Raw genomic sequence first — 19319 nt, 5'->3', positions numbered from 1 at the left:
GCACACGTGGGGGTGGCGCGGAGATTGCTGCCGTGTGAAGGTAAGAGCGGTGGTCCGGTCAGGTCAATGAGCCTGCACGCATTGGCTGGTGACGGTGTGTCAGTGTCCGGCCGGCCCTGTGCCTCACCGTCCCTGGGGCACCCACCGGTACACCAGCTCGGGCCGGCCCACCTGCCCGTACAGCGGGCTCCGGCCGGCCCGTCCCGTGTCGACCAGGTGCTCCAGGTAGCGGCGGGCCGTGATCCGGGAGATCCCGACGGCCTCGGCCGCGGCCGCCGCCGTGAGTCCCTCGGCCGCCTCCCGCAGGGTGCCCGTCACCCGCTCCAGCGTCGGCCCGCTCAGCCCCTTCGGCAGGGCCGCCGGGGCGGGGGCGCGGAGCACCGCCAGGGCGCGGTCGACCTCGTCCTGGCCGCTCGCCTCGCCGACGGACGCGTGGAACTCGGCGTAGCGGACCAGCCGGTCGCGGAGCGTGGCGAAGGTGAAGGGCTTGAGCACGTACTGGACGACACCCAGGGAGACGCCCTCGCGGACCACCGCCAGGTCCCGGGCCGAGGTCACCGCTATGACGTCCGCGTGATGCCCGGCCGCGCGCAGGGAGCGGGCGAACTGCAGGCCGTGCACGTCCGGCAGGTGCAGGTCCAGCAGCAGCAGGTCCACCGGGGTGCGGTCCAGGACCCGGCGGGCCTCCGCGCCCGTGTGCGCCTTGCCGACGGCGACGAAGCCCGGCACCCGGCCCACGTACATCACGTGCGCGTCGGCGGCCACCGGGTCGTCCTCCACCACCAGCACCCTGATCGGCTGCCCGTCGCTCATGCCGCGCCGCCTTCCCGCGCCGGGGAGGCAGCGGCTCCGGCCGTGCGCAACGGCAGCCGCACCTCGAACACCGCTCCGCCCTCACCCTCCCGGTCGGACTCCGCCACCGTCAGCGTGCCCTCGTGGCGGGACACCGCCTGCCGGACCAGGGCCAGCCCGAGACCCCGGCCGCCGGGCCCGGCCGGCTTCGTCGAGAACCCCCGCTGGAACACCAGGTCGCCATGGGCGGGGTCGAGACCGGGACCCGAGTCCGTCACCCTGAGGACGAGCTCGGCGGCCGTAGCGTACGCCGTCACCGTCACCCGCGCGCCGGCACTGCCCTGCGCCGCGTCCACCGCGTTGTCGATCAGGTTGCCGAGGATGGTCACCAGGTCCCGCGCGGACACGCTGTCCGGGAGCAGGCCGTCGTCCAGGCGGCTGTCCTGCGACACCACCAGCTCCACGCCCCGCTCGTTGGCCTGCGCCGTCTTGCCCAGCAGCAGGGCGGCCAGCACCGGCTCGCTCACCGCCGCGACCACCTGGTCGGTCAGGGCCTGGGCCAGTTCGAGCTCGGCCGTCGCGAACTCCACCGCCGCCTCGGCGCGGCCCAGCTCGATCAAGGACACGACCGTGTGCAGCCGGTTCGCCGCCTCGTGCGCCTGGGAGCGCAGCGCCTGCGTGAACCCCCGCTCGGAGTCCAGCTCACCCATGAGGGACTGGAGCTCGGTGACGTCCCGCAGGGTGACGACGGTGCCGCGCCGCTCCCCGCCGGTCACCGGGGAGGTGTTCACGACCAGGACCCGGGACGCCGTCAGATGGACCTCGTCCACGCGCGGCTCGGAGGCCAGCAGGGCGCCCGTCAGAGGGGTCGGCAGGCCGAGGTCCGCCACCGAGCGGCCGACCACCTCCTCCGCCCCGTCCACGCCGAGCAGCTCCCGGCCGCCGTCGTTGATCAGCGCCACCCGGTACTGCCCGTCCAGCATCAGCAGACCCTCGCGCACCGCGTGCAGGGCCGCCTGGTGGTAGTCGTGCATCCGGCTCAGCTCGGCCGCGTTCATGCCGTGGGTGTGCCGGCGCAGCCGGGCGTTGATCACATAGGTACCGACCGCCCCCAGCAGCAGGGTCGTGCCGGCCACCGCGAGCAGGGCCGTGACCTGGTCCTGCACCCGCGCGCTGATCGCCTCCACCTTGATCCCGGCGCTGACCAGGCCGATGACCCGGCCGTTCTCCTCCACCGGGGTCACCGCGCGCACGGACGGGCCGAGCGTGCCGGTGTACGTCTCGGTGAAGGTGTGGCCATGCCGTGCGGGGTCGATGCGGCCGAGGAAGCGCCTGCCGATCTGCTTCTCCTCGGGATGGGTCCAGCGGATGCCCCGCGGGTCCATGATCGTGACGAAGTCGACGTCCGCGTCCCGCATGACCTGGAGCGCGTAGGGCTCCAGCTCGGCCGTCGGGTCCGGGGTGCGGATGGCCTCGCGGACCGAGGGGGCGTCCGCTATCGAGCGGGCGACCGCCGTCACCTGGCGGACCGCCGCGTCCTCGGCCTGCCGCCGGTCGCTGACGTAGGTGAACAGCGCGTACCCGGCGACGACCACCGCGATCAGCACGGCCTGCATGGCGAACAGCTGGCCCGCCAGGCTGCGGGGTCGGCGGAGGAGGGGTAGGCGCATGTCAGCAGTGTGCCTCTCCGGTTAAGCGTGAACTAAATGAACGGAAGGGTGACCGCTCTCACAGGGCGGGAGATAGTCACGGCATTCCCCCGTAACGCCCGGACGTGAGCCGCACGCCGGTTGTTCGCCGACGAAGACGTCAAGGAGGGCAGTCGTGGCCGCCAGCACCCCCGACACGGCACCTGCCGTACCCCGCGTGAAGCGGGACCGGACCCATTACCTGTACACCGCCGTCATCGTGGCGGTCGCGCTCGGCATCGCCGTGGGCCTCATCTGGCCGGATGCCGCGGTCGAGCTCAAGCCGCTGGGCACCGGCTTCGTGAACCTGATCAAGATGATGATCTCGCCGATCATCTTCTGCACCATCGTGCTCGGCATCGGTTCCGTGCGGAAGGCCGCCAAGGTCGGCGCCGTCGGCGGTATCGCCCTCGGCTACTTCCTCGTGATGTCGCTCGTCGCGCTCGCCATCGGCCTCGTCGTCGGCAACGTGCTGCACCCGGGCGAGGGGCTGCACCTGACCGACGCGCTCAAGCAGACCGGGCACGCCCAGGTCTCCAGCGACGCGCTGCCGCCCGTCGACTTCGTGCTGTCGATCATCCCGCTCACCTTCGTCTCCGCGTTCACCGAGGGGCAGGTCCTCCAGACGCTCCTGGTGGCCCTGCTCGCCGGATTCGCGCTGCAGGCCATGGGCTCGGCCGGGCAGCCGGTGCTGCGCGGCATCGAGCACGTCCAGCGCCTCGTCTTCCGCATCCTGGCCATGGTCATGTGGGCCGCGCCGATCGGTGCCTTCGGCGCCATCGCGGCGGTGGTCGGCTCGGCCGGCCTGGACGCGCTCAAGAGCCTCGCGGTGCTGATGCTCGGCTTCTACGTCACCTGCTTCCTGTTCGTCTTCATCGTGCTCGGCGCGCTGCTGCGGATCGTCGCGGGCCTGAACGTCTTCTCGCTGTTCAAGTACCTGGCCCGTGAGTTCCTGCTGATCCTGTCCACCTCCTCCTCCGAGTCCGCGCTGCCGCGGCTGATCGCGAAGATGGAGCACCTGGGCGTGAGCAAGCCGGTCGTCGGCATCACCGTGCCGACCGGCTACTCCTTCAACCTCGACGGCACGATGATCTACATGACCATGGCGTCTCTGTACATCGCGGACGCGCTGGGCACGCCGATGTCTGTCGGCGAGCAGATCCCGCTGCTGCTCTTCCTGCTGCTGGCCTCCAAGGGCGCGGCGGGCGTCAGCGGGGCGGGTCTCGCGACCCTCGCGGGCGGTCTGCAGTCGCACAAGCCCGCGCTGGTCGACGGTGTCGGCCTGATCGTCGGCATCGACCGGTTCATGAGCGAGGCGCGCGCCCTGACCAACTTCGCCGGGAACGCGGTCGCCACCGTCCTGGTGGGTACCTGGACCAAGGAGATCGACAACACGCGTGTCCGGCGGGTGCTCGCGGGCGAGCTGCCGTTCGACGAGACGACGCTGCTCGACGAGGGCGGGTCGACGGTCACCCCGGTCCCCGAGCCGAGGGAAGAGAAGCTGGCCAAGGCCTAGCCGCCCACCGGCCCCGGCACCCGTCGATCTCGGCGCCCCCCAAGTTCCGGACGCCCGGCCCCGCCTGAACCCGGGCCGGGCGTCCGGTCGTTCGCGCCCCGAGGAGTCCGCCAGGACTCCTCCGGGGACTTCTCGCTCAGGACTCCTCCAGGGGCTTCTCGCTCAGGGTTCCTCACTCACCCTGGCCACCAACGAGGTGGCCGGCGAGGCGGGTACGCCCGCCGCGGTCAGCACGGCGACCGTGGCGGAGCGGCCCGCCTCCTCTGCTGTGAGCAGCCCGTCGTTCACCGCCTCCATCACCGCGAAGAGCATCTGCTCGTGCACGTACGCCAGCGCCGCAGCGGGCAGCGGGGAGCTGAACACGCCCGTGTCCAGCCCCTCCTGGAGCACGCGGATCTTGGTCTCGCGCAGCGGGGCGAGGCGCTCGCGGATGCCCTGCACGGTGACGGTGCGCTGGGCCAGGGCGACCAGCAGCCGGTAGCGGTCGGCGACCGCCCAGATCGCCAGCACCGAGCGGGCCACCGCCTCCGCCGGGTCGGTCACCGTCTCCCGGGCGTGGTCGTCGGCGTCCGCCAGCGCTTGAACGGCCCCGTCGACCAGCGTGCTGATCAGCGCCTCCCGGCTGGGGAAATGGCCGTACACCGTCCGTCGTACGACGCCCGCGGCACGGGCGATCTGGTCCATGGAGGCGTCGGGGTCGCGCAGCAGCTCGGCGAGGGCGACATCGAGGATGCGGCGCCGGTTGGCGTCGGCGCGGCTGGTGCTACCCGTGGTCATGGCGGTCATTGTGCCTCCCCGAGTCGACTTGCACAGCATTGTGCAACGACGTACATTGCACATGGTTGTGCAATTGCACGTCACTGTGCAAGTCGATGACGCGCAACCTCGTGAAGTTCTCGTCGCGCATCCGAGGAAGGCGACCCCTGCCATGCGACTCGTCATGACCGAACCGGTCGAGAGGATGAACCGGCCCTACGCCCGGCGCTGGTGGGCACTGCTGGTGCTGTGCCTGAGCCTGCTGATCATCGTGATGGCGAACACCGCCCTCACGGTCGCGGCGCCCGACATGACGAAGGACCTCGGTCTCTCCGGCGCCGACCTCCAGTGGGTGATCGACGGTTACACCGTCCCCTACGCGGCACTGATGCTGCTGCTCGGAGCGATCGGCGACAAGTACAGCCGGCGCGGCGCCCTCGGGCTCGGCCTCGTCGTCTTCGGCGGGGGAGCGGTCTTCGGCTACCTCGCCGGCAGTGCCACCGCCGTCATCGCGGCCCGTGCCGTGATGGGCGTCGGCGCGGCCCTGATCATGCCGGCCACGCTCTCGCTGCTCGCCGCGACCTTCCCGCGCGCGGAGCGGGCCAGGGCCATCACCCTGTGGACGGCCACCGCCGGACTCGCCATCGCCGCCGGACCGGTGGTCGCCGGCGCCCTGCTGCGCGACCACGGCTGGGCCTCGACCTTCCTGATCAACGTGCCCGTCGCGGCCGTCGCCCTCGTCGGCACCTTCGTCCTGGTCCCGCCGTCCCGGGCGGGTCACCACGACCGCATCGACCACGTCGGCGGTCTGCTGTCGGTGACCTGGGCCGGCGCGCTGATCTACACGATCATCGAGGGTCCGCACTTCGGCTGGGGCCCCAAGGCCGTCACGGCCGCGGTGGTCGCGGGCGTCGCCCTGACCGCCTTCGTCCTGTGGGAGCTGCGGCACCCGCGCCCCATCCTGGACGTGCGCCGCTTCACCGGCCGCCGGTTCGCGGGCTCCAACCTCGCCGTCGCCCTGTTCTTCCTCGCCGTGTTCGGCGCCTTCTACTACCTCACCCAGCACCTGCAGTTCGTCCTCGGCTACGACGCCCTGGAGACCGGCGTGCGCATGCTGCCGCTGGCCGGTGCGGTCTTCGTCGGCTCGGCCCTGACCGGCTGGCTCACCCCCCGCGTCGGCATGAAGTGGACCGTCGGCGCGGGCATGGTCGGCGGCACCACCGCCCTCGCCCTGCTCACCCGCGTGGACGTGGCCTCCGCCTACGGCGACCTCGTGGCGCCCCTGGTCATCCTCGGCCTCGCCATCGGCCTCGCGCTCTCGCCCTGCACCGACGCCATCATGGGCGCCTTCCCGGAGTCCGAGCTGGGCGTCGGCGGCGCCGTCAACGACACCTCGCTGGAACTGGGCGGCTCGCTGGGCATCGCCGTCCTCGGCTCGCTGCTCGCGACCTCCTACGGCGACCACCTCACCGACGCCACCGCCGGCTCGAAGCTCCCGGCGAGTGCCCTGGACACCGCGCGGGACTCGGTCGGCGCCGGGTACGCCGTCGCGCAGGGAATCGGTGACAAGGCGCACCAGGTGGCGGCTCGTGCCGCGGCCGCGAAGGACCCGCAGCAGGCGGCACAGCTCAAGCAGCAGGCCGGCGAACTCGCGGGCGGTGCCCGGCAGATGGCCGACGCGGTGGGCTCCGCCTTCTCCGACGCGGTCGCCCACACCAGCCTGGTCGGCGCGGTGATCCTGGGCATCGGCACGGTCCTGGTGGCCGTCCTGCTCCCGCGTCGCGAGAGCCCCGCCCCTCAGGTGACGGAGGAGGAGAGGGAACTCGTGGACAGCGCGGCCGGCTGACCGCCGCGCGTCCGCGTCCGCTAGCGTGCCGCTCCGGATCGACCGGAACGGCACGTTCGCGCGTGGCGTCTGTACACGTATGGAGGCACGGGGGATGAAGATCGACTGGGACCGGCGGACCTGCTCGCGCAAGGGGCATGTGACCTACGCGCCGGACGACCCCCGGCTGCGGGTGCGGCTGCACGCGACGACCGCGCTCGGTGACGTCTGGCGCTGCCTGCGCTGCGGCGACTTCGTGCTCGGCGAGCCGCACGGCTCGGGACCGGCCGCCGACGCCCCGCTGGTGCCGCGCGGCAAGGTGCTGCGCGACCTGTTCATCCTGCGCTTCCTGGCCGTCGAGCGGGCCGTGCGCGGGGTGTTCATCGTGCTCGTCGCGGTCGCGGTCTGGAAGTTCAGCAACAGCCAGGACGCGGTGCGGCGGCTGTTCAACGAGTACCTGGACGTGCTGCGCCCGGTGTTCCGGCATTTCCACTACGACCTCGACCACTCGCCGGTCGTCGGCTCCATCCAGAAGGCCTTCGGCTACCGGCACTCCACGCTGCTGCTGGTGGCCGCCCTGCTGCTGGCCTACGCGCTGGTCGAACTGGTCGAGGCGGTCGGCCTCTGGTACGCCAAGCGCTGGGCCGAGTACCTGACGGTGGTCGCGACGGCCGCCTTCCTCCCGCTGGAGATCTACGAACTCACCGAGCACATCAGCTGGCTGAAGATCGCCACGCTGGTCCTCAACATCCTCGCCGTCCTCTACATCGCCCTGACCAAGCGCCTGTTCGGACTGCGCGGCGGACGCCGGAAGTTCGACGAGGAGCGGCACAGCGCCTCGCTGCTCGAGGTGGAGGAGTCCGCGGGCGTGGTACCCGCGTGACCGCGGTGCCCTCCGCCCGCCGGCCGTTCCCGCTCCGTCAGCCGGTACCGCCCAGCGTCTCGGCGACCGCCCGCGGCAGCCACCGCCGTACGTCCCCGAAGGCGAAACCGAGCCGCACGGCCCGCGTGTTGTCCATGCCGTAGTGGCGGCGGAAGGCGAACGGGGACACCTCGGCCGCGTCGGTCGTCTCGAAGCGCGGCTCACCCCCGCCGACCTGGGCGGCCACCTCGGCGGCCAGCTCCGCGACCGTGAGCTCGCCGTGCGACGCCGCGTTGACCGGGCCCGTGAAGTCCTCGCCCGCCGTCCAGAACAGGAAGTCGGCGATCTCCTCGACGTGGATGTACGTGGCCGGGTGCGCCACGGGCGGTACGGCGATGGGGGCGCCGGTGCGGACACGGTCGGCGTAATGGGCGAGACGTCCGGTGAAGTCGTCGCCACCGCCCAGCACATGGGCCACCCGCACCGAGGCGTACGGCAGGTCCGGGCCGGCCGCGAACACCGCCTCCGCCTGCCGCTTGCCCTCGCCGTAGTTCCGGTCCAGGAACTCCGGGTCGTCCCACGGCAGCCCGGTGTCCACGGCGACCGTCAGCGGGTCCACCGCGCTCTCCGGCACCGGCGCCCCGGAGTGCTGGTGCTCGTACACCTCCACCGTGGAGGTCAGCACATAGCGCCGGGTGCGGCCGGTGAAGACGCGCCGGGCGAGCTCCGCCTGGCGCGGGGTGTAGCAGACCTGGTCGAGGACGACGTCGAAGGTCCGGTCGCCCAGCGCCCGGGTGAGCGCCCGCTCGTCGCCTCGGTCGGCGGTCAGCCCGACCGCGCCCGCGGGCGCCGGCGACGAGCCCCGGTTGAGGACGGTGACCCGCTCACCGGCCGCCAGCAGGCGGGCGATCAGCCGCTTGCCGAAATAGCGGTTGCCGCCGATGACCAGTACCTCTCGTGCCTTTGTCATGGTCATAATTCTCCGGGCCGGACACGGCGCTCTGAAGGGGGAGACATGGGAGAAACGGCCGCCGCGCCGAAAGAACCGCGGCGACTTCGGGTCGTCGCCCGCGAAACGCCGGTGGCCTTCGACGGCGTGGACCGGGACATCCTGCGGCTGCTGCAGACCGACGGGCGGATCAAGCTCAGTGAACTGGGCCGACGGGTCAGCCTCAGCCCCGCGGCCGTGGCCGAGCGGGTGCGCCGGCTGGAGGAGGCAGGCGTGGTCGAGGGGTACGGCGCCCAGGTCGTGCCCGCCCGGCTCGGCTACGGCATCCAGGCCTTCGTACGCGTCGACCCGCACGGCGGGTACACCCTCGGGCACCCGAGGACCCTGGAGCTGATCGAGCGTCCGGAGATCACCGAGGTGCACCACGTGGTCGGCGAGGACTGCTGGATCCTCAAGGTCGCCGTCACCGACACCGTGCACCTGGAGGAGATCCTGGAGCGGACCTCGGCCCTGGGCCGGACGACGACCTCGATCGTCCTGTCGTCACCGGTGCGCCGGAAGCCGCTGCTGCCGCCGGACTCGCCCTGACGCCGGTGCGGGCCCCATCAAAAAATCCCCCGGCAATTGCGCTCGGGGGATTTCTGTGCGTATATTCAGTGGTTCGCGACTTCATTTAAGAATGGTCGCGGAGAAGTTCACTGAGCAGAGTATATCCGGGCGGGAGCGGAATTGTCAAACACCGAATTTCCGGACGATGAATTGCGGCACGAGCAGGAATTCATCGACGGACTGTACGCGCGCGTGGACGGCCTGCGCGGTGAGACCGAGACGTCGGTCGCGGACGCCCTCGCCCAGGGCGACAAGCCCATGCAGGCCCGGCTGGAGCGGGACATCCTGGTCGCCGAGCGCTCCGGCCTGCTCGCCGCGCTGAACGCCGTGGACGGCTCGCTCTGCTTCGGCCGGATCGACCTGACCGACGGCACCGAGCACCACATCGGCCGGATCGGACTGCGCCGGGACGACGCCGAGCGCACCCCGGTCCTCATCGACTGGCGGGCCGACGTCGCCCGCCCCTTCTACCTGGCGACCGGACACACGCCGATGGGCCTGCGCCGGCGCCGGCACATCGCCACCGAGGGCCGGACCGTCACCTCCCTGCACGACGAGATCCTCGACCTCGGCGACGCCACGCGCACCGGGTACGAGGACCCCACCGGGGACGCCGTCCTGCTGTCCGCGCTGAACTCGGCGCGCACCGGCCGGATGGGCGCCATCGTGCAGACCATCCAGGCCGAGCAGGACCGGATCATCCGGGCACCGCACCGCGGCGTGCTCGTCGTGGAGGGCGGCCCCGGCACCGGCAAGACCGCGGTGGCCCTGCACCGGGCCGCCTACCTGCTGTACGAGCACCGGGAACTGCTCGCGCGCCGGGCCGTGCTCATCGTCGGCCCGAACCCGGCCTTCCTCGGGTACATCGGGGAGGTGCTGCCCTCCCTCGGCGAGACCGGGGTGCTGCTGGCCACGGTCGGCGAACTGTTCCCCGGTGTGCGGGCCACCGCCGCCGACACCCCCGAGGCGGCCGCGGTGAAGGGCCGCGCCGACATGGCAGACGTGCTGGCCGCCGTCGTACGCGACCGGCAGGCCCTGCCCGACCCGGTGGTCGCGATCGAGCACGACCGTGAGGTGCTGATGCTCGACGACGGCCTGGTGGGCGTCGCGAGGGAACGCACCCGCGCGGCCAAGCTGCCGCACAACGCGGCCCGCGAGCACTTCGAGGGCCATATCCTCAACGCGCTCACCGAGCTGTACGCCGAACGTGTGGGCACCGACCCGTACGACGGCAGCAGCCTGCTCGACGCCTCCGACATCACCCAGATCCGCGACGAACTCGCCGAGAACCGGGACGTCTGGTCCGCCATCGACCGGTTGTGGCCCCGGATCACCCCGCAGCGGCTGCTCGCCGACTTCCTCGCCGAGCCGGACGGCCATCTGTCCCCGGAGGACGCCGACGCGGTACGCCGCCCGGTGACCCGCGCCTGGACCGTCGCCGACGTGCCGCTGCTGGACGAGGCGGCGGAACTCCTCGGCGAGGACGGCCGGACGGCCCGGGCCCGCGCGGAACGCGAGCGGGAGACCCAGGTGGCCTACGCGCAGGGCGTGCTGGACGTCTCCTACGCCTCCCGGACCTTCGAGTTCGACGACAAGGAGGACAGCGACCCGGAGTCCTCCGAGGTGCTCTCCGCGCACGACATCATCGACGCCGAGCGGTTCGCCGAACGGCACGAGGAGGCGGACCACCGCAGCGCCGCCGAGCGGGCCGCCGCCGACCGCACCTGGGCGTTCGGGCACATCATCGTGGACGAGGCGCAGGAGCTGTCCCCGATGGCCTGGCGGCTGCTCATGCGGCGCAGTCCGACCCGGTCGATGACCCTGGTCGGCGATCCCGCCCAGACCGCGGAGGCGGCCGGTGTCGGCTCCTGGGCCGGCATCCTCGACCCCTACGTCGAGGACCGCTGGGAGCACACCCGTCTCGCCGTCAACTACCGCACCCCGGCCGAGATCATGGACCTGGCCGCGTCCGTCGTCCGCGCCGAGCAGCCGGACTTCGAACCGCCGAGCTCGGTCCGCTCCACCGGGTCACGGCCCTGGGTGCGCCACGCGGCCGGGGACCTGCCCGGCGCGGTCGCCGAGGCGGTGGCCGAGCTCACGCCCGCCGAGGGCCGCCTGGCGGTGATCGCCCCGCGCGAACTGCACCGCTCGCTGGCCGCCCGCCTCGACGGCGTCACGGCCGGCGCCGAGCCCGACCTGACGCACACGGTCGTCCTCCTCGACCCGCGCCAGGCCAAGGGCCTGGAGTTCGACTCGGTACTGGTGGTGGAGCCGGGCGCCTACGGCACGAGCGACCTGTACGTGGCACTGACCCGCGCGACCCAGCGGCTCGGGATCCTGCACACCGGCACGCTGCCGCCGGGCCTGGCCGCGGCCGCCTGACGGCGGAGGCACGGCGGAGGGCCTGGAGCAGCCGCTCCAGGCCCCCGGCCTCAGCCGTCCCGCGGGGACGTACCGGCGGGAACGGCACGTCCGCCGGTCACCACGCCGGTCGCAGCCACACCGTCGACAGGGGTGGCAGGGTCAGGCGGATGCTCGCCGGGCGGCCGTGCCAGGGCTGCGGCTCGGGTTTGACGGCGTCCGGGTTGGTGACGTCGCTCCCGCCGTACGTGCCGGAGTCGGTGTTCAGCACCTCCTGCCAGGCCGGTACGTCCTCGGGCACACCGAGGCGGTAGTCGTGCCGGATCACCGGGGCCAGATGGGAGACGGCGAGGAGCGGGGCGCCGTCGGCGTCCAGGCGCAGGAACGCGAACACGTTGTCGTCCGCCGCGTCCCCCGTGATCCACTCGAAGCCCGCCGGGTCGGTGTCCCGCTGCCACAGCGCCGGAGTCGTCCGGTACACCGCGTTCAGGTCCCGTACGAGATCCCGCACCCCCCGGTGGTCCGCCTCGGCGCCGTAGGACGGGTCGAGCAGCCACCAGTCGGGGCCGTGCGCCTCGGACCACTCGGCGCCCTGGGCGAACTCCTGACCCATGAAGAGGAGTTGTTTGCCGGGGTGGGCCCACATGTAGCCGAGATAGGCACGGTGGCCCGCCCGTTGCCGCCACCAGTCGCCCGGCATCTTCGACACCAGGGACCGCTTGCCGTGCACGACCTCGTCGTGGGAGATGGGCAGGACGTAGTTCTCGCTGTACGCGTACACCATCGAGAACGTCATCTCGTGATGGTGGTACTTGCGGTGCACGGGATCGTGGCTCATGTACTCCAGCGAGTCGTGCATCCAGCCCATGTTCCACTTCAGGCCGAAACCGAGCCCGCCGAAGCCGCTCGGGCCCTTGTGGTGGGTGGGGCGGGTGACCCCGTCCCAGGCGGTGGACTCCTCGGCGATGGTCACCACGCCCGGGCAGCGCCGGTACACCGTGGCGTTCATCTCCTGGAGGAAGGCCACCGCGTCCAGGTTCTCCCGGCCACCGTGCTCGTTCGGGGTCCACTGGCCGGGCTCGCGCGAGTAGTCGAGGTAGAGCATCGAGGCGACCGCGTCCACGCGCAGCCCGTCGATGTGGAACTCCTCGCACCAGTACACGGCGTTGGCGACCAGGAAGTTGCGCACCTCACGGCGGCCGAAGTCGAACTCCAGCGTGCCCCAGTCGGGATGGGCGGCCCGCAGCGGGTCGTGGTGCTCGTACAGCGGACGCCCGTCGAACTCCGCCAGCGCCCAGGCGTCCCGCGGGAAGTGGGCCGGCACCCAGTCCATCAGCACGCCGATGCCCGCCTGGTGCAGCCGGTCCACCAGGTACTTGAAGTCGTCCGGGGTGCCGAGGCGGGCCGTCGGCGCGTAGAAGCCGGTGACCTGGTAGCCCCAGGAGCCGCCGAAGGGATGCTCGGCGACCGGCATCAGCTCCACGTGGGTGAAGCCCATCTCCGTCACGTAGGCGGGGAGTTGGTCGGCGAGCTGGCGATAGGTGAGGCCGGGCCGCCAGGACGGCAGGTGCACCTCGTACACCGAGAACGGGGCCTCGTTGACCGGGGTGCCCGCGCGCCGGTCCATCCACTCCGCGTCGCCCCACTCGTGGTGCGAGGCGTGCACGATCGAGGACGTGGCGGGCGGCACCTCGGTGCGGCGGGCCAGCGGGTCGGCCCGCAGGGTGCGCGAGCCGTCCGGGCGGGTGATCTCGAACTTGTACAGCTCGCCCTCGCCGACGCCCGGGACGAACAGCTCCCAGATCCCGGTGGAGCCGAGCGAGCGCATCGGGTGGCCGGTGCCGTCCCAGAAGCTGAAGGTGCCCGTGACCCGTACGCCCCGCGCGTTCGGCGCCCACACCGCGAACCGGGTCCCCGTCACTCCCTGATGGGTGGTGACGTGCGCGCCGAGCGCCTGCCACAGCTGCTCGTGCCGGCCCTCGCCGAGCAGGTGCAGGTCCAGCTCGCCCAGCGTGGGCAGGAAGCGGTAGGCGTCCTCGGTCTCGTCGACCGTGCCGTCGTACGTCACGAGCAACCGGTACGCCGGGACCTCGCTCAGCGGGACGAGCCCGGAGAAGAACCCGTCGCCGTCGTCGTGCAGTCGCGCGCGCAGCTCGCCGGAGACCACCGTGACGGCCTGCGCGTACGGGCGGAAGACCCGGAAGGCGATCCCGCCGGGCACCGGATGGGCACCGAGGACCGAGTGCGGGTCGTGGTGGGTGCCGTGCAGCAGCCGCTCGCGGTCACCGGCGTCCACCGCGGGGGACACGGCGACCTCGGGAGCGGGCGCCGCCGGCTGCGGGGGCACCCGCGGGACCTGCGTCCCGGGAGTCTCCGGAACCTCCGTCCGCGGTACCTCCGCCCGCGGTGCCTTCGCCCGCGCGGCCTTCTGCGGCGGGACCTTCTTGTCCGACGTGCTCTTGGCGGACTTGTTCTTCGAGGGGACTGGTTTCTTGGACGTCACGAGCGAGTCTCCCGGGCGAGGATCAGATCGGTTCGGACGTGGCGAGGCGGCGGACCGCCGACAGCGGCACGGGCAGCCAGTCGGGACGGTGCCGCGCCTCGTAGACGACCTCGTAGACCGCCTTGTCGGTCTCGTGGGCCCGCAGCATCACCGGATCGGTGCGCGGATCGCGGCCGGCCACCTCCGCATAGCCGGAGCAGTACGCGGCCCGGCAGGCGTGCGCCCAGTCCGGGGCGGCCGGGGTCGCCGAGTGGGCGGCGTAGTCGAAGGAGCGGAGCATCCCCGCGATGTCCCGCACCGGGAGCTGCGCCATGCGCCGTTCCGCCAGCGGTCGGGCCGGCTCGCCCTCGAAGTCGATCAGCGACCACTCACCGGACGGCGAGCGCAGGCACTGCCCGAGGTGCAGATCGCCGTGGACCCGCTGGGCCGTCCAGGTATGTCCCTCGGCGGCCAGATCGGCCAGCGCGGTGTACGCCGACCGCAGCCCCCGCTCGAACGGCCGCAGCGCCGGCACCGCCTGCACGGCCGCCTCCAGCCGCTCGGTCATGCCGTCGGCCAGCGGCTGGAGCTGGGCGTGGCCGAGGGTGACCGTCGGCAGGGCGCGCGCCAGCGCGGTGTGCACCTCCGCCGTGGCCCGGCCCAGCGACCGTGCCTCGGTGAGGAAGTCCTCGCCCTTGGCCAGTTCGCGCAGTGCCAGTTCCCAGCCGTCGGTGGCGCCGCTGACGTAGGGCTGGAGCACCGCCAGGACGTACGGCCCGTCGGGTTCGCCGTCCGCCTCGGCATGGAGCCAGGCCGTCGGCGCGGGCACTCGCGGGCAGCCCTCACGGGCCAGGGCGAGGGGCAGCTCCAGATCGGGGTTCACGCCGGGGACGACCCGGCGCAACAGCTTGAGGATGAACGTATCTCCGTAGACCACCGAGGAGTTGGACTGCTCGGCCGTCATCAGGCGGGCCACGAGGCCCTCGCGTATCTCCAGGTGCGGGTCCCGCTCGAAACGCAGCCCGCCGATACGGGCCCGCGTGCGCAGGGCCTCCATGAGGACCTCGGCGGGCCGGGGGTCGTAGAGGGCTTCGTACACCGTGCGGCCGGCGAGCGGCCCGTCCTCCACGTGACCGATCAGCGCGGGCGCCAGCCGGGGCGGCAGCGCCTCGCGCACGCCTATGAGGAGCTGGTAGCAGTCGCCGGGGTGCGCCGGGGCGCCCAGTGCGGGCGGCTGGTGGACGCGGAGCAGCAGGTGGTACAGGCCCAGTCGGCCGTCGGGGCGCAGCAGTTCGGTGACGGCCACCGGGGTGAACCCGGTGACGGGGCGCCCCTTGCCCGCGAACCAGCGCTGCCTGGGCAGCCATGTGCGCAGCAAGGGGTCGAGCGAGGCGAGCAGCGTGCCGGTGGTGCCGGAGGGAGTGACCGTTTCCGCCATGGGCGTCGCGTCCTTTCCCCGGATGGTCGGGGGTTTACTTCTGCGTGCCCCGGGTGGGGCGGTGGAAACCGACCACCGCCCCACCCGGCCGGACTACGCCGCGTCCCGGCGCAGCCGGAACCAGTAGAAGCCGTGCCCCGCGAGGGTGAGCAGGTACGGCAGTTCACCGATCGCCGGGAAGCGCACGCCGCCGAACAGCTCGACGGGGTGCCGTCCCTCGAACCGGCTCAGGTCCAGCTCCGTGGGTTGCGCGAAGCGGGAGAAGTTGTGGACGCAGAGCACGAGATCGTCCTCGAACTCCCGCAGGAAGGCGAGCACCGCCGGGTTCGACGACGGGAGCTCGGTATAGGACCCCAGTCCGAAGGCAGGGTTCTGCTTGCGGATCTCGATCATGCGGCGTGTCCAGTGGAGGAGGCTGGACGGGGAGGACATGGAGGCTTCCACGTTGGTGACCTGGTAGCCGTAGACCGGGTCCATGATCGTGGGCAGGAACAGGCGTCCGGGGTCGCTGGAGGAGAATCCGGCGTTGCGGTCGGGTGTCCACTGCATGGGGGTGCGGACGGCGTCGCGGTCGCCGAGCCAGATGTTGTCGCCCATGCCGATCTCGTCGCCGTAGTAGAGGATCGGCGAGCCGGGCAGGGACAGCAGCAGGGCGGTGAACAGCTCGATCTGGTTGCGGTCGTTGTCGAGCAGGGGCGCGAGGCGGCGGCGGATGCCGATGTTGGCGCGCATACGCGGGTCCTTCGCGTACTCGGCCCACATGTAGTCGCGTTCCTCGTCGGTGACCATTTCGAGGGTCAGCTCGTCGTGGTTGCGCAGGAAGATGCCCCACTGGCAGCCGGCGGGGATGGCCGGGGTCTTGGCCAGGATCTCCGAGACGGGGTAGCGCGACTCGCGGCGGACGGCCATGAAGATGCGCGGCATGACGGGGAAGTGGAACGCCATGTGGCACTCGTCGCCGCCGGAGGCGTAGTCCCCGAAGTAGTCGACGACGTCCTCCGGCCACTGGTTGGCCTCGGCCAGCAGCACGGTGTCGGGGTACTGCGCGTCGATCTCCTTGCGCACCCGCCTGAGGAACTCGTGGGTGCGGGGCAGGTTCTCGCAGTTGGTGCCCTCCTGCTGGTACAGGTACGGCACCGCGTCCAGCCGGAACCCGTCGATCCCGAGATCCAGCCAGAACTTCAGCGCGGAGATCATCTCCTCCTGCACGGCCGGGTTCTCGTAGTTCAGGTCCGGCTGGTGCGAGAAGAAGCGATGCCAGTAGTACTGCTTGCGTACCGGGTCGTACGTCCAGTTGGAGGCCTCGGTGTCGACGAAAATGATCCGGGCGTCCTGGTACTGCTTGTCGTCGTCCGCCCAGACGTAGTAGTCCCCGTACGGGCCGTCCGGATCGCGCCTGGACTCCTGGAACCACGGGTGCTGGTCGCTGGTGTGGTTCATGACGAAGTCGATGATGACGCGCATGCCGCGCTGGTGGGCGGCGTCCACGAACTCCACGAAGTCGGCGAGGTCGCCGAACTCGGGGAGCACCGCGGTGTAGTCGGAGACGTCGTACCCTCCGTCACGCAGCGGCGACTTGAAGAACGGCGGCAGCCACAGGCAGTCCACGCCGAGCCATTGCAGGTAGTCGAGTTTGGCGGTCAGGCCCTTCAGGTCGCCGACACCGTCGCCGTTGCTGTCCTGGAAGGACCGCACGAGGACCTCGTAGAAGACGGCTCGCTTGAACCAATCCGGGTCCCGGTCCTTCGCCGGAGTGTCCTCGAATGTGTCCGGAACGGGCTCATTGACGATCATATTGTGGGTGACCCTCCGATCTGCGGGTTGGACGGTCGCAGGACGGTGAAGACATGCGCGGGCCTATGACCCGGTTCGAGGCGCACATAGTTGGCCCTGCCCCAGTAGTAGGTCTCGCCGGTGAGCTCGTCGCGCACCGGCACCGACTCGTGCCAGTCCAGGCCGAGTTGCGGCATGTCCAACGAGACCGTGGCCTCCTGGGTGTGATGCGGGTCGAGATTGACGACCACCACAACCGTGTTCGAACCGCTCCGCTTGGAGTAGGCGATCACCGCGTCCTGGTCGGCGTGGTGGAAGTGGATGTCGCGCAACTGCCGCAGGGCCGGACTGCGCCGCCGGATGTCGTTGAGCCGGGTGATGAGCGGGGCGATGGTCCGGCCCTCCCGTGCGGCGGCCTCCCAGTCGCGGGGCTTGAGCTGGTACTTCTCCGAGTCCAGGTACTCCTCGCCGCCCTCTCGCAGGGGGGTGTTCTCGCACAGTTCGTAGCCGCTGTAGATGCCCCAGGTGGGGGAGAGGGTGGCGGCGAGGACGGCGCGGGCCTCGAAGGCGGGCCGGCCGCCGTGCTGGAGGTGGGCGTGCAGGATGTCGGGGGTGTTCGGGAAGAAGTTGGGGCGCATGTAGGCCGCCGCCTCGCCCGACAGCTCCGTCAGGTACTCCGTCAGCTCCTGCTTGTCGTTGCGCCAGGTGAAGTACGTGTACGACTGCTGGAACCCGACCTGCGCGAGGGTGTGCATCATCGCCGGCCGGGTGAACGCCTCGGCCAGGAAGATCACGTCCGGGTCCTTGCGATTGATCTCCCCGATGACCCGTTCCCAGAACACGACCGGCTTGGTGTGCGGGTTGTCCACCCGGAAGATCCGCACCCCGTGGTCCATCCAGTGCCGCAGCACCCTCACGGTCTCGGTGACAAGCCCGTCCATGTCCGCGTCGAAGGCGATCGGGTAGATGTCCTGGTACTTCTTCGGCGGGTTCTCGGCGTAGGCGATGGTGCCGTCGGGACGGTGGTGGAACCACTCCGGATGCTTCTCCACCCAGGGGTGGTCGGGGGAGCACTGCAGGGCGAAGTCCAGGGCGATCTCCAGGTTCAGCTTCCGCGCCTCACCGACGAAGAAGTCGAAGTCCTCGATCGTGCCGAGGTCCGGGTGGACGGCGTCGTGCCCGCCCTCGGGGGAGCCGATGGCCCAGGGCACGCCCACGTCGTCCGGGCCGGCGTGCAGCGTGTTGTTGCGGCCCTTGCGGAACGTCGTGCCGATCGGATGGACCGGCGGCAGGTAGACGACGTCGAAGCCCATGTCCGCGATCGCCCTCAGCCGGCGGGCCGCCGTGCGGAACGTGCCGTGCGGCCGCTCCGCCGTGCCCTCCGAACGCGGGAAGAACTCGTACCAGGAACCGAACAGCGCCCGCTCCCGCTCCACCAGCAACGGCATCGCGTCGGACTCGGTGACCAGCTCCCGCAGGGGATACCGGGTCAGGACCTCCAGGACCTCCGGGGCGAGCGCCGCCGCGAGGCGCCAGGCGGCCGGCCGGTTCTTGTCGCGCAGCGCCGTCACCGTCTCCAGCACGACCGGCCGTCGACCTTCAGGCACCCCGGCGGCCGCACGCTCGTGCAGCCGGGCGCCCTCCTCCAGGACCAGGTCGGTGTCGATGCCCGCCGGGATCTTGATCCGGGCGTGGTGCCGCCAGGTGGTCAGCGGGTCGGACCAGGCCTCGACGGTGTAGGTCCAGCGGCCGGGGCCGTCCGGGGTGACGGTGGCGCCCCAGCGGTCGGTGCCCGGGGCCAGTTCCCGCATCGGCGTCCAGGGCCCGGGCCGGCCCGCCGGGTCGCGCAGCACCACGTTCGCCGCGACGGCGTCGTGCCCCTCCCGGAACACGGTGGCCGACACCTCGAAGGACTCGCCGGTCACGGCTTTCGCGGGCCTGCGCCCGTGCTGGACCACGGGGCGTACGTCGAGGACGGGAATGCGGCCCACCGCGGTGGACCGATCGGGGGAGGACCGCTCCCCGGAGGCGGCCGGAGCGGGCACACCGGCGGCGGGCTCGGCCGCTTTCCCGCCCGGTGGCCTCTTTCCTGCTGCCTTGGCCTTGCTGCTTGTCGAAGGTGCTGACGAGTGGTGCGTGGCGGGCATGACCGCTCCTGTCCGCGTCAACGTCGGTGTGGCGGATGGCTGTGGGGAGGTGGGTCCTGCGGTGGTGCTGGGTGACGCCTGTGGGGTGTGTACCGGAGGAGCCTTCCCACCCGGTTCGGGT

At 71.6% G+C, this 19319-nt stretch carries 13 protein-coding genes; 5 read left to right on the top strand and 8 right to left on the bottom strand.

The window, feature by feature from the left end; genetic code table 11:
* Nucleotides 1–123: 123 nt before the first annotated feature.
* Both BLW57_RS13215 and BLW57_RS13210 read right to left on the bottom strand, forming a co-directional pair.
* Nucleotides 124–813, bottom strand: coding sequence for a response regulator (locus tag BLW57_RS13215; RefSeq protein ID WP_093474599.1), 690 nt, complete (start codon nucleotides 811–813; stop codon nucleotides 124–126).
* Complete coding sequence (locus BLW57_RS13210) at nucleotides 810–2462, bottom strand: ATP-binding protein (protein ID WP_093474598.1); 1653 nt, start codon at nucleotides 2460–2462, stop codon at nucleotides 810–812. The genes BLW57_RS13215 and BLW57_RS13210 overlap by 4 nt, the downstream gene beginning before the upstream one ends.
* Before the next feature lie 154 nt (nucleotides 2463–2616).
* Between BLW57_RS13210 and BLW57_RS13205 the strand changes: the two genes are divergently transcribed.
* Nucleotides 2617–3996, top strand: a complete 1380-nt coding sequence (locus BLW57_RS13205; protein WP_093474596.1) for a cation:dicarboxylate symporter family transporter — start codon at nucleotides 2617–2619, stop codon at nucleotides 3994–3996.
* Between the two features lie 162 nt (nucleotides 3997–4158).
* Here the strand turns inward: BLW57_RS13205 and BLW57_RS13200 are convergent, their stop codons facing one another.
* Nucleotides 4159–4782 carry a TetR/AcrR family transcriptional regulator gene (locus BLW57_RS13200; protein WP_093474595.1) on the bottom strand — a complete coding sequence of 208 codons (624 nt, stop codon included), beginning with the start codon at nucleotides 4780–4782 and terminating at the stop codon, nucleotides 4159–4161.
* Nucleotides 4783–4924: 142 nt separating this feature from the next.
* On the opposite strand from BLW57_RS13200, the gene BLW57_RS13195 reads away from it, so the two are divergent.
* Both BLW57_RS13195 and BLW57_RS13190 read left to right on the top strand, forming a co-directional pair.
* Nucleotides 4925–6598, top strand: a complete 1674-nt coding sequence (locus BLW57_RS13195; protein ID WP_093474593.1) for an MFS transporter — start codon at nucleotides 4925–4927, stop codon at nucleotides 6596–6598.
* A 94-nt stretch (nucleotides 6599–6692) separates the two neighbouring features.
* Entirely contained in the window at nucleotides 6693–7460 is a 768-nt protein-coding gene (locus BLW57_RS13190) for a DUF2127 domain-containing protein (protein ID WP_093474592.1), read from the top strand.
* Between the two features lie 37 nt (nucleotides 7461–7497).
* Here BLW57_RS13190 and BLW57_RS13185 read toward each other — a convergent pair whose 3' ends face one another.
* A complete protein-coding gene (locus BLW57_RS13185) occupies nucleotides 7498–8409 on the bottom strand; it encodes an NAD-dependent epimerase/dehydratase family protein (RefSeq protein ID WP_093480676.1) in 912 nt (303 codons plus the stop codon).
* Between the two features lie 45 nt (nucleotides 8410–8454).
* On the opposite strand from BLW57_RS13185, the gene BLW57_RS13180 reads away from it, so the two are divergent.
* Together BLW57_RS13180 and BLW57_RS13175 are read left to right on the top strand one after the other, a co-directional pair.
* Complete coding sequence (locus BLW57_RS13180) at nucleotides 8455–8976, top strand: Lrp/AsnC family transcriptional regulator (protein WP_176985568.1); 522 nt, start codon at nucleotides 8455–8457, stop codon at nucleotides 8974–8976.
* Between the two features lie 171 nt (nucleotides 8977–9147).
* Complete coding sequence (locus BLW57_RS13175) at nucleotides 9148–11379, top strand: HelD family protein (RefSeq protein WP_176985927.1); 2232 nt, start codon at nucleotides 9148–9150, stop codon at nucleotides 11377–11379.
* A 97-nt stretch (nucleotides 11380–11476) separates the two neighbouring features.
* Here the strand turns inward: BLW57_RS13175 and glgB are convergent, their stop codons facing one another.
* From glgB to BLW57_RS13155, 4 genes are all read right to left on the bottom strand, one after another.
* Nucleotides 11477–13861, bottom strand: a complete 2385-nt coding sequence (gene glgB / locus BLW57_RS13170) for a 1,4-alpha-glucan branching enzyme (protein WP_093474589.1) — start codon at nucleotides 13859–13861, stop codon at nucleotides 11477–11479.
* A gap of 22 nt (nucleotides 13862–13883) precedes the next feature.
* The gene (locus tag BLW57_RS13165; RefSeq protein ID WP_093474587.1) at nucleotides 13884–15278 is read right to left on the bottom strand and encodes a maltokinase N-terminal cap-like domain-containing protein; all 1395 of its coding nucleotides are present in this window, start codon (nucleotides 15276–15278) and stop codon (nucleotides 13884–13886) included.
* Nucleotides 15279–15371: 93 nt separating this feature from the next.
* A complete protein-coding gene (gene treS / locus BLW57_RS13160) occupies nucleotides 15372–17072 on the bottom strand; it encodes a maltose alpha-D-glucosyltransferase (RefSeq protein WP_093474586.1) in 1701 nt (566 codons plus the stop codon).
* The gene (locus BLW57_RS13155; protein ID WP_093474584.1) at nucleotides 17069–19198 is read right to left on the bottom strand and encodes an alpha-1,4-glucan--maltose-1-phosphate maltosyltransferase; all 2130 of its coding nucleotides are present in this window, start codon (nucleotides 19196–19198) and stop codon (nucleotides 17069–17071) included. Before BLW57_RS13155 ends, treS begins: the two co-directional genes overlap by 4 nt.
* Nucleotides 19199–19319 lie beyond the last annotated feature (121 nt).

This window comes from Streptomyces sp. 1222.5 (assembly GCF_900105245.1).
GTDB lineage: Bacteria > Actinomycetota > Actinomycetes > Streptomycetales > Streptomycetaceae > Streptomyces > Streptomyces albidocamelliae.
This window is presented reverse-complemented; position numbering and strand designations above follow the sequence as displayed.